The organism is Ruegeria lacuscaerulensis (genome assembly GCF_013033355.1).
GTDB classification, from domain to species: domain Bacteria; phylum Pseudomonadota; class Alphaproteobacteria; order Rhodobacterales; family Rhodobacteraceae; genus Ruegeria; species Ruegeria lacuscaerulensis_A.
This window is the reverse complement of the sequence record NZ_WQDY01000002.1, coordinates 296,643-312,551: the sequence shown is the minus strand read 5'-3', so window position 1 is coordinate 312,551 and position 15,909 is coordinate 296,643. Positions and strand designations below refer to the sequence as shown.

Below are 15,909 nucleotides of genomic sequence, written 5' to 3'. Positions count from 1 at the left end.
GGCGCTTGGCTTAGGCGTACTCGATACTCAGGATTTCATAGGAACGTACACCACCAGGGGTGCGGACTTCGACACTGTCACCTTCTTCCTTGCCGATCAAGGCGCGGGCGATAGGAGATTTGATATTCAGCAGGCCACTTTCGATACTGGCCTCATATTCACCCACAATCTGCCAGGTCTTTTCCTCGTCAGTGTCCTCATCGACCAAAGTGACCTTGGCGCCGAATTTCACAGCACCGGACAGCTTTGCTGGGTCGATCACGTCGGCCAGCGACAAGATACCTTCCAGTTCTTTGATGCGGCCTTCGATAAAGCCCTGCTTTTCACGCGCCGAGTGATACTCGGCGTTTTCCTTCAGGTCGCCCAGCTCTCGGGCCGAGGCGATGGCTTCGATGATCGCCGGGCGCTCGATGGATTTGAGGTTTTTCAGCTCCGCCTCGAGCGCGGCATTGCCCGCAGGCGTCATGGGAATCTTTTCCATATTCTCGTCGTCCACGCATAAATTGAGTCGCCCCGCCGCACGAGATTGGCGCCGGGGCGAATGATTGGGTCGTCAAGTACCTGACCCAAATGGCGCGTGAAATGCAAGGGGGCTAAATCACGCCAACGCGGATTACAGCCTACGTGTAGCTAATCACCTCGAATTCGATCCCGTTGTCGTCATCAAAATAGAACCTTTTGCCCGGTTCGTAATCAGCATGCGACGTTGGCGTGAATCCTGCCTTGATAACGCGGGCTTCGGTTTCGTCGATATCTTCGACCAGAACACCAACATGATTAAGCCCACCAACGATGTCATAGCTGCTTTCTTGTGATGGTTTGGGATCGCTGGGCGCGTAAAGCGCCAAATATGTGTGTGCGCTGCCCACATGGACCGTATATCCGCCCGCGATGGCCGGTCCTTCCCAGCGGGTTTTCCAACCAAAGACTTCGTGCATCCATTTGGCCGAGGCCTGAGGGTCGCGGACGGTAAAGTTGGTGTGTTCAAGCGTCGCCATCATGGGATCTCCTTTTTCATCTTGAGGCGTATCGCGACTCACTGTAATTTCTAAACCTAACTTTAGGTCAAGGTATTTGTTGGAGGAAAAGTTGGCGTTATCCGAGGGGCTGGCCATTGGCGCTTTGGCCCGGCGCACGGGATTGGCGGTTTCGGCCATTCGCTACTATGAGGCGCAAGGGTTGATCACCCCGTGGCGCAATGCGGGCGGGCAGCGGCGGTATCAGCGCGCTGATATCCGGCGGCTGAGCTTTGTCATGATCGCCCAGCAGTTTGGTTTGTCTCTGCCGGAAATTCGGCAGGTGTTGTCGGGCCTGCCGGGCAATCGGACGCCAACACCAAAAGACTGGCAAAAGATCAGCGTCGGGCTGCGCGCGCATCTGGATCAGCGAATCGAGACGCTGACGCGGTTGCGTGACAATCTGGATGGATGCATTGGCTGCGGCTGTCTGAGCTTGCCCAAATGTGCGCTTTACAACCCGGATGACCGGGCCAAGTCAAAGGGAAGTGGCCCCAGGTACCTGCTGGGGGACAGCCCGGACGCGTGATCTGCCGCATTGCGGCATTGTTACGCCGTGTTCTGATTGACCAAGGACTTGGTGAACATGTAGTCAGCAGGGAAAGAAAATTGCGCCGAGCACGTGCACAAAGCGCCAATTCGGAAAGTTAGCTAAGGAGCCCGCGATGGCCGATATTGAACGCGAAGCGATGGAATACGATGTGGTGATCGTGGGCGCAGGCCCGGCCGGTCTGTCTGCAGCCATCCGTTTGAAACAGCTGGATGCCGATCTGAACGTTGTCGTTCTGGAAAAGGGCTCGGAAGTCGGGGCGCACATTCTGTCTGGTGCGGTGCTTGATCCCTGCGGCCTGGATGCTTTGATCCCGGACTGGAAAGAGAAGGGCGCGCCGCTGAACACAGAGGTGCATGAAGACAATTTCTATATGCTGGGTGAGGCCGGTCAGATCCGCATCCCCAACTGGCCGATGCCGCCGCTGATGAACAACCACGGTAACTACATCGTGTCGATGGGCAATGTTTGCCGCTGGATGGCCGAACAGGCCGAAGAACTGGGCGTAGAAATCTTCCCAGGTATGGCCTGTTCCGATCTGGTTTACGGCGAAAATGGCGAAGTCAAAGGCGTGGTGGCCGGTGTCTTTGGTTTGGAAGCCGATGGCTCATATGGTCCGAACACCGAGCCGGGGATGGAGCTGCACGGCAAATACGTCTTCCTGTCGGAAGGTGTGCGTGGATCGCTGTCCAAAGAGGTTATCGCCAAATACGACCTGTCAGCGGGCAAAGAGCCGCAGAAATACGGCGTTGGCATGAAAGAAATCTGGGAGATCGACCCGGCAAAGCACAAAGAAGGCTCAGTCACACACACGATGGGCTGGCCACTGGGCAGCAACGCGGGTGGCGGATCGTTCATCTATCACCTGGAAAACAATCAGGTCTATGTCGGTTTCGTGGTTCACCTGAACTATAAAAACCCGCACTTGTATCCCTACATGGAATTCCAGCGCTTCAAGCACCATCCGATGGTGGCTGAACTGCTGAAAGGCGGCAAGCGCGTGGCCTATGGCGCTCGTGCGATCACCGAGGGTGGCTATCAGTCGATGCCGAAACTGGTTGCGCCGGGTGTGGCGCTGCTGGGCTGTTCGGCGGGTATGGTCAACGTGCCGCGCATCAAGGGCAACCATAACGCGATGCTGTCGGGCAAAGCCGCAGCCGAGGCCGCCTTTGACGCCATCAAAGCCGACCGTTCGGGCGACGAACTGACCGCATACGAGACCGACGTGCGCGAAGGTGCCATCGGCTCCGACCTGAAAAAGGTGCGAAACGTCAAGCCGATCTGGTCGAAATGGGGCCTGACCGCATCGCTGATGCTAGGCGGAATGGACATGTGGACCAACACGCTGGGCTTTTCGTTGTTCGGGACAGTTGGCCACGGCAAGAACGATGCCGAGGCGACCGAGGAAGCCAGCAAGCACAAGCCCATCGACTATCCAAAACCCGATGGCGTGCTGTCTTTCGACCGCCTGACCAACGTATCCTTCGCGGCCACCAATCACGAGGAAAGCCAGCCTTGTCATTTGAAACTGGCCGACCCGGCAATCCCGGTCAGTGTCAACATGCCCAAGTTCGACGAACCTGCGCAACGCTATTGCCCGGCGGGTGTCTACGAAATGGTCGAGGATGAAAACGGTCCGCGATTCGTCATCAACTTCCAGAACTGTGTTCACTGCAAGACCTGCGATATCAAGGATCCCAGCCAGAACATCACCTGGACAACGCCGCAGGGTGGCGACGGACCGAATTATCCCAACATGTAAGCGAAAAACGGGCAATGGCAGGGTCGTGAAGGCTCTGCCATTGCCTCTTTCCGGCCGAAGCCCTAGCTTAGACAGCAGTCAACAATGGCAGGGCAGGATTTTGGTGGTATCCTTCTTACGTCGCGCGGCAGTTGCCGCGCTTCTTTCATCGGCCTTTTCGTTTCCGGGTTTTGCGGATACTGGATCCGGAGCCTATCTGGCCGGACGTCAGGCAATTTTCCAGAACGATTACTCCGCGGCCGAACGATACTATGCGCAAGCTCTGCGTGCCGACCCCGAGAACGGTAAGCTGCTGGAAAGCGTTGTGGTCGCACGGCTGTCGCTGGGCCAGATAAAACGCGCGTTGCCGGTCGCCCAAGCGATTGAAGAGCTCGGTATGGCCAGCCAAGCGGCCCGTATGGCCATTGCGGTTAATCTGCTGGCCCAGGGCGAGCTGGATGAATTCCTGTCCCGTGACCCGGAAACGCAAGGCATAGGGCCGCTCGTCGACGGATTACTGTTGGGATGGGCCTATGTCGGCCAGGGTGCGATGACCAACGCGATGGAGCAGTTTGATACTGTTGCCACGCAAGAAGGGCTTACCGAATTTGCGCTTTACCACAAGGCGCTGGCCCTGGCCTCGATCGGAGATTTCGAAGGGGCCGAGGCGATCTTTGCGGCCAATGACGGCGCGATCGCGCGCTTTACCCGACGTGCCGCACTGGCCCGTACCGAAGTGCTGTCGCAGCTGGACCGCAACGAAGATGCGTTGGTTTTTTTGGATGAAGTCTTTGTCGCAGGAAGCGACCCGTCCATCGAAGGGTACGAGGCGCGTCTGAAAGCTGGCGAGACTTTGCCCTTTACACATATCGGTTCTCCGCAAGACGGCATGGCCGAAGTGTTCTTTTCTGTCGGGGCAGCTCTCAGTCGCGAAGCCGCACAGAACTATGTCCTGCTTTATGCTCAGCTCGCGGCCTTTCTACGCTCGGATCATGTCGACGCGATCCTGCTGAGTGCTGAATTGCTAGATGGGCTTGAGCAATATGATCTTGCGGTCGAAGCCTATCGTAAAGTGCCAGCGACCAGCAGCGACTACCATGCGGCTGAACTAGGCCGCGCCGAGGTTTTGGGCCGCGCGGGCAAGACAGATGCCGCGGCCGAAGTTCTGCAGAACCTGGCCGCCAAAAGCCCTGACCTGCCCAGTGTGCATGTGGCGCTTGCCGATCTGCAGCGCCGCGAGGAAGACTACGCGGCTGCAGTGGAAACCTATAACACTGCGATCGAACTGATCGATTCGGGTGTGGGGGGCAACTGGTTCCTGCACTACGCCCGAGGCATCTCGCACGAACGCCTCAAGCAGTGGGATCAGGCCGAAGCCGATTTCCGCCGCGCGCTGGAGCTGAATCCAGATCAGCCGCAGGTGTTAAACTATCTGGGTTATTCGCTGGTCGAGCGTCAGGAAAAGCTGGATGAGGCGCTGGATATGATCGAACGCGCCGTGGCAGCGCGCCCTGACAGCGGCTATATTGTTGACAGCCTTGGCTGGGTTCTGTTCCGTTTAGGCCGCTACAACGAGGCGGTCGAACATATGGAGCATGCGGTCGAGCTGATGCCTGTTGATCCGGTCGTCAATGATCATCTGGGCGATGTCTATTGGGCCGTGGGTCGTGCGCGCGAGGCCGAGTTCCAGTGGAAACGTGCTCTGTCTTTCATCGACCCCGAAGACACGGATGGCGAGGCCGATCCGGACCGTATCCGCCGCAAGCTGGAAATTGGACTGGACGCGGTTCTTGTCGAAGAAGGGGCCGAGCCCCTGAAAGTGGCCAATGAAGGCTGAGGCGTTTGCCCCCGCCAAGATCAATCTGACCCTGCATGTGACCGGCCGCCGCGAGGATGGCTATCACCTGCTGGATTCTCTGGTGGTCTTTGCTGATGTGGGTGACACGCTGCAGTTCACTCCTGGCGATGCCCTGACGATTGCAGTGACGGGTGAACACGCCGATGGCGTACCAGCAGATAGCCGAAATCTGGTTTGGAAAGCCGCACAGGCGGCGGGTTGGACCGGACAAATCGACCTGAACAAAGTGCTACCGCATGGCGGCGGCATTGGGGGCGGGTCCTCGGACGCGGCGGCGACACTACGGATGGCGGCAGAGCAGGGCAGGACAGTCTTACCCGACGTGGCCCTGTCGCTGGGGGCCGATATCCCGGTCTGCGTCGCGGCTCGGGCCATGCGAATGCGGGGCATTGGGGACGATCTGACGCCCGCTTCGCTGCCCTCTCTGCCAGCCCTGTTGGTTAACCCTGGCGTCGAGGTGCCCACAGGGCGCGTATTCTCGGCGCTGGAAAGCCGCGACAATCCACCAATGCCCGCTGATATCCCCGAGTTTGAGACTGTCGAAACCTGCGCCGATTGGTTGCGGAGTCAACGCAACGACCTTGAGCCGCCAACAACGGGCCTGGCCCCTGAGGTCGCCCGCGTTCTGGATGAACTGGCAGGCACCAAAGCGGCCTTTATGGCCCGCATGTCAGGGTCGGGTTCGACCTGTTTTGCGCTTTATCCCACGATGAAAGACGCGCATTTCGCGGCTTATGAGATCGGTGCGGCCCATCCCGATTGGTGGTGCCGCGCGACTCAGCTTAATTGAGGCGCGAGACCACGTAGTCGGCGAGGTCACACAACAGCGTGCGGATCTCGTGATCAGGCAGAGCCTCCAGCGATGCTTTGGCCTTGTTTGCCCAGCCGAATGCATCCGCCCGCGTTGCTTCAAGCGTGCTGTACTTGGCCATCAGCCCAAGCGCGTGGTCCAGATCACCCTCTTCCTGACGACCGCGTCCGATGGTGCGTTCCCAGAAGGCGTGTTCGTCGGGGGTGGCCTGCGCCACAGCTTTGATCACTGGCAAGGTTAGCTTACGCTCGCGGAAATCGTCGCCCACATTCTTGCCGGTGGCTGCGCTGTCGCCTTGATAGTCCAGCAGATCATCCGCAATCTGGAACGCAATCCCCATCGCGTCGCCATAGTTATAAAGCGCCTTGACCTGTTCCTCGGTCGCGCCTGCGATCACGCCGCCCACCTCGGTCGCAGCCGAGAACAGCGCCGCCGTCTTGCCGCGCACAACCTGTAAGTAAATCGCCTCGGTCGTGCCCAGATCGGTTGCGGCAGTCATTTGCAGCACTTCGCCTTCGGCAATCGTGGCCGAGGCATTGGCGAGGATATCCAGAACCCGCAGCGATCCTGTCTCAACCATCAACTGAAAGCTGCGGGAGAACAGGTAATCACCGACCAGAACGCTGGATTTGTTGTCCCACAGAAGGTTCGCTGTAGGCCGCCCGCGCCGTTGGGCGCTCTCGTCGACCACATCATCATGCAGCAGGGTTGCGGTGTGAATAAACTCGACCGTCGCGGCCAGACGTACGTGGTGATCTCCGGCATAGCCAAACAGCCGCGCCGCCGCCAAGGTCAGCATCGGGCGCAGGCGTTTGCCGCCTGCCTCGACCAGATGCGCGGTGACTTCGGGAATGCGCGGCGCGTGTTCTGACGCCATGCGCGTGCGGATCAACTCGTTGACCGCGCCCATTTCGCCCGTCAGGATTTCCGCCAAACGCTCATGCGGTTTTGTAACCGTGTCGATATTCATCACACCCTTGATACAAGGCTCGACATCGCGGCCGCCTTGCCCTTACATCCATCCCCATGAAAGAACTTTTGCGCAGCACTGATCCGACGATTCTGGCCTTTGCATCCGCCCTTCTTGAGGGCGAGGATATAGACTGCTTTCAGATGGACGTAAATATGAGCATCCTCGAAGGTGGCATTGGAATCTTCCCCCGCCGCTTGATGGTGCGCGCCGATGACCTGACCCGCGCCGAACGTGTCATGCACGACAATGATATCCCTTTGGGTCGATGACACTGTTTGCTGACCCCGACCTGACCCGAAACGACTTTCTGGGCGGGCGTGTGCGCCTGTGGCAACCCATAATGGGCTATCGCGCAGGCGTGGACCCTGTTTTATTGGCCGCATCTGTACCCGCAATACCCGGTCAGACAGTTCTGGATCTGGGATGCGGCGCCGGTGCTGCTGTGTTTTGCCTGATGGCCCGCGTACCCGATCTGCAGGCTGTGGGGGTCGAGTTGCAGCCTGCATATGCCGATCTGGCGCGGCGGAATGCCGCTGAGAATTCCGTCTCGCTTGAGCTTTTTGAGGCTGATCTGACCGCTTTGCCGTCCGATCTCAAACAGCGCCAGTTCGATCACGTTATTGCGAACCCGCCCTATTATCGGGCCGGAGCCCACAGCCCGGCGGCGGATGAAGGCCGTAGCGCCGCATTGGGTGAGAACACGCCGTTGAACCTTTGGATCGAGACTGCGGCCAAACGCCTTGCCCCCCGGGGTTATCTGCACATGATTCAGAAAGCGGACCGGTTACCAGATATGCTGGCCGCCTGTGAGGGGTGCTTGGGGTCTGTCGAAGTATTGCCGTTGTTCGCCCGTGTTGGTCGACGTGCTGAACTGGTTATTCTGAGGGGCAGAAAGGGCGGAAAAGCCGCGTTTCAACTGCATGCCCCGCTGGTTCTCCATTCAGGTGAGCGCCATGAGGTAGACGGTGACAGTTACACTCCGCCAGTTTCGGCCGTATTGCGCGAAGGGGCTGGCTTGCCCGGATTTTCCAGCTGACAGGCATTAACCAGCCGATTTTGTCGGATTTGTTATATTTTCTATGCACCCGCAGCGTGACAGGGTGGAAACGATGTGCTCAACTTCTTACGTGAAACTCAGACATCAACAGAGGAGTACCGCCATGAGCGTGAGCGCACACCTGACCGAACTTAAGAAAAAGCACGAAAACCTCGGTCTTGAAGTTGAACAAGCACAACGCTCGCCTGGTATCGACGACCTTCACATTGCTCAGCTCAAAAAACAGAAGCTAAGGCTCAAGGAAGAGATTGAGCGATTGTCGAGTTAACGACGCATACTGGCCCGGGCGGCGATCAAAGCGCCGCCAGTGATTAAAACGGCCGCGATCGCCAGACCCCAGCTTGGGGCGGCGATCCCGGCGACCACCAGAACAAGCGTAGACAGAAGCGGGGCCGCGTAAGATGACGTGCCCAAAATTTGAATGTCGCCCTGCTTGATCCCGATATCCCAGACATAAAACGCCAAGCCAACGGGCCCCAACCCAAGAGCTATGACTGATCCCCAACCCAGAATGGTTTCTGGCCAGACTGTCTCTTCAACGGCGATGTGCAAAAGGCCCGAGGCGATGGCCGTGGCCACACAGAACACAGCCACCGAACTGGTTGGCGTGTCGCCCAGACGACGCGACAGCACGGAATAGCCCGACCATGTCAGCGCGCACATCAAGGCCAAGGCATACCCAGGCAGGTGTTCAGCCTGAAAACCGCTGCTACCGCCACCCGCGATGATCACGGCGGCCCCGGCGAAACCCAGGCAGGCCCCGATCAGGTGGCCGATGCGCAATTGTTCTCCGGGCAAGAGCCCCGAGAGCAGGACGATCAGCAGAGGCCACAGATAGGCGATAAGCCCGGCCTCTGCGGCAGGGGCCATGCGCAAAGCCGAGAAATACAGCGCATGATAGCCAAAAAGACCGATTGTACCGAACAGATAGGTCGTCCACGGGATTTCTCGAAGCTGACTCAATCCGCCTGTGGCCCATGTCCAACCCAATCCCAGCGCTCCACCGATGGAAAAGCACAACGCGTTCAGCAGCAAAGGCGGCGTGGGCGCGGACCCAACCGTAAAGAGGGCCAGCAGGGCCCAAAGCAGGACGGCGACAAAGCCGATTCCTGTTGCGCGCGTTCTTGTCACGGTGCGGGCACCTCTTCCACCGGAATGATTTCGAACTCATCCGACAAATGCGCAGTCTTTTCAATCTCGGACATGAACCAATCGCGGAACGCCGCAATCTGAGGTCTGTTTTCGGCCCCTTTAAGACACAGAAACCGGAAGCGGCCCATGGTCTCGATTGCGACCTTGAAGGGGGCTACCAAACGGCCTTCCGCCAGATCCTTGATAATCATAGCCCTTCGGCCGAGCACGACGCCCACTCCGGCAACTGCTGCGTCAATCGCATGATCCGCGTTGGAAAAATGCGCGCCGTGCTGTGGGTTGAAGTCTACCCCGACGGCCCGAAACCAAGTGGGCCAGTCAGATGGGGGCCGCAGAAACGCAATCGAGTCGTCAAAGATCAAGGGGGCCTCCCGCAGGCTTTCAGGCGTTGGAAATTGTTCGGCCATATCCGGGGTCATCACCGGGGTCAGCCACTCCTTGCGAACGGGGACGGAATACAGCCCTTCGTCCCCGCCATAGCCAAAGCGGATCGCCACATCTACATCATCCCTCTCGAGGTCCATGTTACGTAGTGTGGCCGAGAACTTCAGGTCGATCTCTGGATGCGCGCGGGCAAAGTCATAGAGCCGCGGAGCCAACCACTTGGCCGTCAACGCCGGGCCCGCCGTAACGGTCAGGCTGGTGTCATTGCCCAGCCGCCGGGCCGCCTGCCACGCGGCTTGTAGCGTGGCGAATCCGTCTGCCGCACCGGGGGCCAAGGCGCGCCCGGCTTCCGTCAATTCCACCGCCCGGTTGAGGCGACGAAACAGGGGGCGTCCCAGATGCTCCTCCAGCGATTTGATCTGAAAGGACAGGGCTGCGGGCGTGACATGCAGTTCTTCTGCAGCCTTGGAAAAAGACATGTGGCGCGCGGCGGCATCAAAGGCCCGTAGGGCGGTAAGTGGCGGTAGGTAGTCGCTCATAGGGTAAGAATATCTTAACTGAGATCAGAAGAAAGCTCGTTTGTCAGCCGTAAAAATAAGCCTCATATTGATCTCAAGTCAAACAACGCTGAACTGAAAGGAGATATTCCATGATCGAGGCAACCTCCAGCCCCTCTGTCGCCCGCGCCTTTCGGCGTGCCCATTTCGAACGGTCCCGCGCGATCGGTGACTTGGTGAAATGGCTATTCGGTTCCCGCTGAGCGCAGCGCGCGCGTTCTTACGGGATAAAAAAGGGCCGGTCTTAAAAGACCGGCCCGTTTTCGTTTTGCACAGGGATTAAACGAAGAACTGCGCACCGTTGGCCGAAATGGTCGATCCATTGATGAACTGCGAATCGTCCGATGCCAGGAAAGCCACGCAGCGTGCGATTTCCTCGGGTTCGCCCAAACGTCCTGCGGGGATTTGGCCGATGATCGATTCGCGTACCTTCTCAGGCACAGCCATGACCATCTCGGTTGCGATGTAGCCGGGGCAGATGGCGTTTGCGGTGATACCAGCCCGCGCGCCTTCCTGCGCGAGTGATTTCACGATGCCCAGATCACCGGCCTTGGTCGCCGCATAGTTCACCTGCGCGAACTGACCCTTCTGACCGTTGATCGAGCTGATGACGATGATGCGACCGAATTTGCGCTCGCGCATGCCGGGCCAGACGGGGTGCACAGTGTTGAACACGCCGGTCAGGTTGGTGTCGATCACCTGATGCCACTGTTCCGGGGTCATCTTGTGGAACGGGGCGTCGCGGGTGATGCCCGCGTTGGCGACCACGATGTCAATGGGGCCAACCTCGGCCTCTACTTTTTCGATACCCGCTTTGGATTCGTCATAATCAGCCACGTTCCACTTGTATGTGGCAATGCCGGTTTCCTCGGTGAATTTTGCGGCCGCTTCATCGTTGCCGGCATAGGTGGCTGCAACATTGTATCCTTCGGCTTTCAGCGCCTTGGAAATTGCTGCGCCGATGCCGCGGGAACCGCCGGTGACGAGTGCTGTACGTGCCATTTAGGCTTCCTCCAATTTAAGTCGTCTTGGTAATGCTGTTACTTTGATAGGTAATCTTGCGCAATATTGTTTCGTTGAGAATCGTCGAAACCCATAGGGCAATATCGTCGCATCTTTGAGTCAGCCCCACTGTAACAAAAAAGGGCGCCTGCGGGGCGCCCTTTCGATGTTCAGTGCTTAAAAGCTTAGTCGCGCTCCACGCACAGGGCGACGCCCATGCCGCCGCCGATGCAAAGGGTCGCCAAACCCTTTTTCGCATCACGGCGCTTCATTTCGAACAGCAGCGTGTTCAGAACCCGGCAGCCCGAGGCACCGATTGGGTGGCCGATGGCGATGGCGCCACCATTCACGTTCACGATCGACGGATCCCAACCCATGTCCTTGTTCACAGCACAAGCCTGTGCGGCGAAGGCTTCGTTTGCCTCAACCAGATCCAGATCGTCAACTGACCAACCCGCTTTCTCCAGCGCTTTGCGCGAGGCATAGATCGGGCCGACGCCCATGATCGACGGGTCCAGACCAACAGTGGCGAAGGACGCGATGCGGGCCAGAGGCTCAATCCCGCGCTTTTCCGCATTCTCGGCCGACATCAGAAGTGTCGCCGCCGCACCGTCATTCAAACCGGATGCGTTCGCCGCCGTAACCGAACCCTCTTTGGTGAAGGCAGGGCGCAGCTTGCCCATGGCCTCCATGGTTGCGCCGTGGCGAATATATTCGTCGCTGTCCATCACGATGTCGCCCTTGCGGGTCTTGATGGTGAAGGGCGTGATCTCATCCGCGAACTTACCAGCCTTTTGCGCAGCTTCGGCCTTGTTCTGGCTGGCGACGGCAAATTCGTCCTGCATGTCGCGGCTGATTTGCCATTGCTCGGCTACGTTTTCAGCGGTCTGACCCATGTGATAGCCGTTAAATGCGTCCCACAGACCGTCGCGGATCATGGTGTCGATATATTTCATGTCGCCCATCTTGTGACCGGCACGCAGTGCTGCGGCGTGGGGCGACAGGGTCATGTTTTCCTGACCGCCGGCGGCGACAATATCGGCATCTCCCAGTTGGATGTGCTGTGCGCCCAGGGCAACCGCCCGTAGGCCCGAACCACAAACCTGGTTGATGACCCATGCGGCGCTTTCTTTGGGCAGACCCGCGTTGATGTGCGCCTGACGCGCAGGGTTCTGACCCTGTGCTGCTGTCAGAACCTGACCCATAATGGTCTCGCTGACCTCGCCCTTTTCGATCCCTGCACGTTCGACAACGGCTTCGAGAACGGCGGTACCCAAGTCATGCGCGGGTGTGTTTGCGAACGAGCCGCCAAAACTACCGACACCAGTGCGTGCTGCGGATGCGATTACTACGTTGGTCATTAAGACAATCCTTTACCGTCAAGGTTCTGTGGGAAACGTGACGGCGCAGGCAACAGGGAAAGGTCCCTATCGGTTCAGAGCGCCTCATGATCCCCCGCTCCAACTGATATTGGAATAACGCAATGCTGCTGCTGCAGCAACGGTCAGCTTGTCTCAGGTAGGGTGCCGCTAGGTAATGGAGCTCACCCCGCTGTTTTTATTTCGTTTTTTGTCTTCCAAGGGGCGGACACTGTGGGGGCGCCGAACAAGAAACCTTGAAGGCAATCGACGCCGTTAGCGACCAGAAATTCTGCATCTTCTTTGGTTTCGACCGATTCGGCTGTAACCAGAATTTCGAACTCGCGCGCGACGGCAATAAGCGCGCGAACCAGGGCTTGATTGTCCGGATTCGCGCTGATCCCACGTATGAACTGGCCGTCAATCTTGGCTGCATCAAACAAAAACTCGCGGAAATGCCGAAAGCTGAAATTGCTGGCGCCAAAGTCGTCCAGTGCAAAGGCGACGCCGCGCGGCTGCATCCGGTCCATGAAGTCCATGACCAGTTCTGGAACTGTCATGGCGGAGTTTTCCGAGATTTCCAGGATCAGCCGCTCTCCGATACTGGTGTCTTTCTTCAGGAATCTTTCGAGGACGCGCGACCATCTGCTGTATCCAATTGATCGTGCCGACATGTTGACGGACATGCGTATCTCCGGATGCCGGGCCAATGCGCGCAGCCCCATTTCCAGCGCGATACAGTCCAACTCGCGGCCAATTGGCGTGTTTTCCAGTTGAGGCATAAAGTCTCGCGCCGGTATCACCCGGCCGGTTTCATCCAGAACCCGAATGAACCCCTCGTAAAACGCGACACCATGCGGAGGGTTCGCCTGCATCACGGGTTGAAAAGCCAGTTTACATTGTTTGTGCTTCACAGCGTCGGTTGCCATTTGAACGGTTGACGCATCTCGAGAGATCACGGCCGCATTTAACGGGCTGTCGGACCCTTCTGGCAAATCCGCGAGTTTCTTGTCCGTCATGCGTGGTCCACCTTTTACCGTCATCGGTCATGGGTGGATTTCAGGACAAACTTGTGAATTTGCGGTTAATGCCGCTCGACTACGTTAGCGCGCGATCGGCGACATCCGTCCGACCGAAATGGCCGCCCCGATCACCGCTCCGGCAAAGCCGAGGGCCATCATGGCAAAACCGAGTGCCACGATCGGAGACGCTGCGCCGCTCAAAGCGGTCATCATGGCGATCACAAGACCCGTCAAACCCAACACTGTGGATATGGTCACTAAACGGGTCATTTCGGGTCTCCTGTCGGACAGCTACATATCAAAGTGATATGGGCGACGGTGACCGGTTTTCAAGGAACGACCCCAGGTCGGTCGGCGGGTTCAAGCCTGTTTTGCCTCAGAATTAGGCGCTTCGGGCTGGAAACGCTCGAATCCGGGCGTTCCACGATCCTCGGGATGCAATGCGATGTGCTTGGCTTTGATCTGATCCGAGTTGTCACGGCTGCCGTCATGACTGTAGCCGGGCGGGGCAAAGCAATAGGCCATTCGCTGACGAAGGCTCAGGCCGGGTTGTGTTGCGTCGCGCCAGATCCCGACCCATTCATGGAAGGCCACGCGAAGCGGGTTAAACGTACCAATATTATGGACCAGCCCGAAATCGACGCGATCATCCTCTTGCTCGGGTACAAATGTACCAAACATCTTGTCCCAGATGATGAAGACACCAGCATAGTTGCAATCCAGATAGCGCGCATTTCGGCCATGATGGGCGCGGTGGTGGCTGGGTGTGTTCATCACCGCCTCGAACCAGCGCGGCATTTTGCCAATCGCTTCGGTGTGGATCCAGAACTGATAGATCAGGTTCAGTCCGCCCACGAACAGCACCATAGCCGGGTGGAACCCCAACAGGATCAGAGGCGCGCGCACCACCATCATGAAGGTGAAAGTATAAGTCCAAGTTTGCCGCAGCGCAGTCGTCAGGTTGTAGTGCTGTGAGCTGTGATGATTGACGTGGCTGGCCCAGACCCAGCGGATGCGATGACCGAACCGATGAACCCAATAGTACCTTAAATCGTCCAGTACAAAACACAGAATGATGACCGGAATCGAGGTGCCCAGGTTCAAGGGCGTCACCTGCCACAGCCACATGAAGAACGCATAGGCGATAAAGCCCAATAACAGGCCCGAGGTGATATTCCCCGCACCCATGATCAACGAGGTCACCGCGTCACGCGTCTCGTACCGGCCACCTCTGCCTTTGGCGGCGATCCAAAGGAACTCGGCCAGAATGGCGGCGATAAAGAATGGAACGGCCCACTGAACGGCGTCGGGGAAGGTTACTTGGTCGGTCATACGGGCTCCATCAGGTTTTGCCAGTGCTGGCGCTCGAAATCGTCAAGACGGATAAGAACTTTGGGTGTGGCGAAATCGTGAAACCGGATTTCAAACCCTTCGGCGCGGTCAAGCCTGTCAAAATCCAGAAGGTGACGCGCCACGGTGTCGGCGCCGAACGACCAGACAAGGCCGTTGCCCGCAGGTGTTCGGATCAAGGCCGTATGGCCGTCATTGGTGATCGTTACATCAACAACCTCGTCGCCGGGTACGTGTCGCAACCAAGCGGCTTTTGCGCTGTCCGGGGTTAGCTGCGTGATACGAGACTTGCCCGCAAGATGCATCATCAAGGTGATCCCCGCGATCCCCCCGATCACCAGAACCAGCAATATTCCAAGCGGCATGGCCATCCTCCCGCAGGGCAGAGTGCAAGTCGCTTGCGGCAGTGTCAAAGGTGGCGTTGCGTAAGCCTCTCGCAGAAAAAGACCGGCCCGCGAGGTACGGACCGGTTACCGCATTTTCAAAGTCGACTGCGATTAGCCTTCGCCGCCCACCAATGCGCCAACAATTGCTTTGGCACTGTCGGAGTTCCATTCGGCATCGCCGATCAGGCGGGCTATTTCATCCCCGTTGGGATCAAGGATCACAGTGATCGGCAAGGCAATCACGCCAAATTCTCGCGCCACAGCCGAGCCCGCGTCCTGATGGCGGGGCAGGTTGGCGATGCCGTTTTCCTCGAAGAACTTCTTGATCCCGGCGGGCGAATTGCGGCCGGTGGCCAGCGTCACGACCTCGAACTTGTCGCCGCCGAACTCTTCCTGCAGCTCAGCAATCTGTGGCATTTCCTTGCGGCAGGGTGCGCACCACGTGGCCCAGAAATTCACCAGAACGTATTTGCCCTTGTAATCAGCCAACGTTGCGGTGCCGCCGTCATCTTCTAACTGGAACTCAATGGGGGCCTTGGGCTTGGGTTCCTTGTGCAAGATCAGGCGTTTTAGAGTGCCGTCGCGCAGCGGCGCCAGGGTTTCGGCATCTGCGGCCAAAGCGGCATTTGCACCTAACGCAAGGGCCATATAAAGGGGGATCAGACGAAATAGGCGCATATCAACTCCGGGTT

At 58.1% G+C, this 15,909-nt stretch carries 19 protein-coding genes; 7 read left to right on the top strand and 12 right to left on the bottom strand.

Going from position 1 to position 15,909, the window contains the following annotated elements:
• Window positions 1-10: 10 nt before the first annotated feature.
• Together greA and GOW48_RS04960 are read right to left on the bottom strand one after the other, a co-directional pair.
• On the bottom strand, window positions 11-481 hold the full coding sequence (gene greA, locus GOW48_RS04965; RefSeq protein ID WP_170751860.1) for a transcription elongation factor GreA: 471 nt from the start codon (window positions 479-481) through the stop codon (window positions 11-13).
• A 139-nt stretch (window positions 482-620) separates the two neighbouring features.
• The gene (locus GOW48_RS04960) at window positions 621-1,001 is read right to left on the bottom strand and encodes a VOC family protein (protein WP_170751858.1); all 381 of its coding nucleotides are present in this window, start codon (window positions 999-1,001) and stop codon (window positions 621-623) included.
• Between the two features lie 88 nt (window positions 1,002-1,089).
• On the opposite strand from GOW48_RS04960, the gene soxR reads away from it, so the two are divergent.
• From soxR to GOW48_RS04940, 4 genes are all read left to right on the top strand, one after another.
• Window positions 1,090-1,545, top strand: coding sequence for a redox-sensitive transcriptional activator SoxR (soxR, locus tag GOW48_RS04955; RefSeq protein ID WP_170353559.1), 456 nt, complete (start codon window positions 1,090-1,092; stop codon window positions 1,543-1,545).
• Window positions 1,546-1,681: 136 nt separating this feature from the next.
• Window positions 1,682-3,328 carry an electron transfer flavoprotein-ubiquinone oxidoreductase gene (locus tag GOW48_RS04950; protein ID WP_170353558.1) on the top strand — a complete coding sequence of 549 codons (1,647 nt, stop codon included), beginning with the start codon at window positions 1,682-1,684 and terminating at the stop codon, window positions 3,326-3,328.
• A 100-nt stretch (window positions 3,329-3,428) separates the two neighbouring features.
• Window positions 3,429-5,144, top strand: a complete 1,716-nt coding sequence (locus GOW48_RS04945) for a tetratricopeptide repeat protein (protein WP_174821809.1) — start codon at window positions 3,429-3,431, stop codon at window positions 5,142-5,144.
• A complete protein-coding gene (locus GOW48_RS04940) occupies window positions 5,134-5,955 on the top strand; it encodes a 4-(cytidine 5'-diphospho)-2-C-methyl-D-erythritol kinase (protein WP_170751854.1) in 822 nt (273 codons plus the stop codon). The genes GOW48_RS04945 and GOW48_RS04940 overlap by 11 nt, the downstream gene beginning before the upstream one ends.
• Here the strand turns inward: GOW48_RS04940 and GOW48_RS04935 are convergent.
• Window positions 5,948-6,946 carry a polyprenyl synthetase family protein gene (locus tag GOW48_RS04935; protein WP_170751852.1) on the bottom strand — a complete coding sequence of 333 codons (999 nt, stop codon included), beginning with the start codon at window positions 6,944-6,946 and terminating at the stop codon, window positions 5,948-5,950. The two genes, GOW48_RS04940 and GOW48_RS04935, sit on opposite strands and share 8 nt — an antisense overlap.
• Before the next feature lie 56 nt (window positions 6,947-7,002).
• Here GOW48_RS04935 and GOW48_RS04930 point away from each other — a divergent pair, with 56 nt between their 5' ends.
• From GOW48_RS04930 to GOW48_RS04920, 3 genes are all read left to right on the top strand, one after another.
• Window positions 7,003-7,218: a putative signal transducing protein gene (locus GOW48_RS04930; RefSeq protein WP_170353555.1), complete on the top strand. Its 216-nt coding sequence runs from the start codon at window positions 7,003-7,005 to the stop codon at window positions 7,216-7,218.
• Window positions 7,215-7,985 (top strand): tRNA1(Val) (adenine(37)-N6)-methyltransferase, encoded by a 771-nt coding sequence (locus GOW48_RS04925; RefSeq protein ID WP_170751850.1) that lies wholly within the window; start codon window positions 7,215-7,217, stop codon window positions 7,983-7,985. The genes GOW48_RS04930 and GOW48_RS04925 overlap by 4 nt, the downstream gene beginning before the upstream one ends.
• 124 nt (window positions 7,986-8,109) lie before the next feature.
• Window positions 8,110-8,274: a YdcH family protein gene (locus GOW48_RS04920; RefSeq protein ID WP_170353553.1), complete on the top strand. Its 165-nt coding sequence runs from the start codon at window positions 8,110-8,112 to the stop codon at window positions 8,272-8,274.
• On the opposite strand, the gene yddG is transcribed toward GOW48_RS04920, so the two are convergent.
• The 9 genes from yddG to GOW48_RS04875 form a co-directional block, all read right to left on the bottom strand.
• Entirely contained in the window at window positions 8,271-9,137 is an 867-nt protein-coding gene (gene yddG, locus GOW48_RS04915; RefSeq protein ID WP_170751848.1) for an aromatic amino acid exporter YddG, read from the bottom strand. The two genes, GOW48_RS04920 and yddG, sit on opposite strands and share 4 nt — an antisense overlap.
• The gene (locus GOW48_RS04910) at window positions 9,134-10,081 is read right to left on the bottom strand and encodes a transcriptional regulator GcvA (RefSeq protein ID WP_170751846.1); all 948 of its coding nucleotides are present in this window, start codon (window positions 10,079-10,081) and stop codon (window positions 9,134-9,136) included. The genes yddG and GOW48_RS04910 overlap by 4 nt, the downstream gene beginning before the upstream one ends.
• Window positions 10,082-10,378: 297 nt before the next feature.
• Window positions 10,379-11,101 carry an acetoacetyl-CoA reductase gene (phbB, locus tag GOW48_RS04905; RefSeq protein ID WP_170353550.1) on the bottom strand — a complete coding sequence of 241 codons (723 nt, stop codon included), beginning with the start codon at window positions 11,099-11,101 and terminating at the stop codon, window positions 10,379-10,381.
• Window positions 11,102-11,286: 185 nt separating this feature from the next.
• A complete protein-coding gene (locus GOW48_RS04900; protein WP_170751844.1) occupies window positions 11,287-12,462 on the bottom strand; it encodes an acetyl-CoA C-acetyltransferase in 1,176 nt (391 codons plus the stop codon).
• 182 nt (window positions 12,463-12,644) lie between these two features.
• Entirely contained in the window at window positions 12,645-13,478 is an 834-nt protein-coding gene (locus GOW48_RS04895; protein ID WP_170751842.1) for an EAL domain-containing protein, read from the bottom strand.
• A gap of 84 nt (window positions 13,479-13,562) precedes the next feature.
• Complete coding sequence (locus tag GOW48_RS04890) at window positions 13,563-13,751, bottom strand: hypothetical protein (protein ID WP_170751840.1); 189 nt, start codon at window positions 13,749-13,751, stop codon at window positions 13,563-13,565.
• Between the two features lie 90 nt (window positions 13,752-13,841).
• A complete protein-coding gene (locus GOW48_RS04885; RefSeq protein WP_170751837.1) occupies window positions 13,842-14,813 on the bottom strand; it encodes a sterol desaturase family protein in 972 nt (323 codons plus the stop codon).
• Window positions 14,810-15,196 (bottom strand): hypothetical protein, encoded by a 387-nt coding sequence (locus tag GOW48_RS04880; protein ID WP_170751835.1) that lies wholly within the window; start codon window positions 15,194-15,196, stop codon window positions 14,810-14,812. Before GOW48_RS04880 ends, GOW48_RS04885 begins: the two co-directional genes overlap by 4 nt.
• A 132-nt stretch (window positions 15,197-15,328) precedes the next feature.
• The gene (locus GOW48_RS04875; protein ID WP_170751833.1) at window positions 15,329-15,895 is read right to left on the bottom strand and encodes a TlpA disulfide reductase family protein; all 567 of its coding nucleotides are present in this window, start codon (window positions 15,893-15,895) and stop codon (window positions 15,329-15,331) included.
• Between the last annotated feature and the right edge of the window lie 14 nt (window positions 15,896-15,909).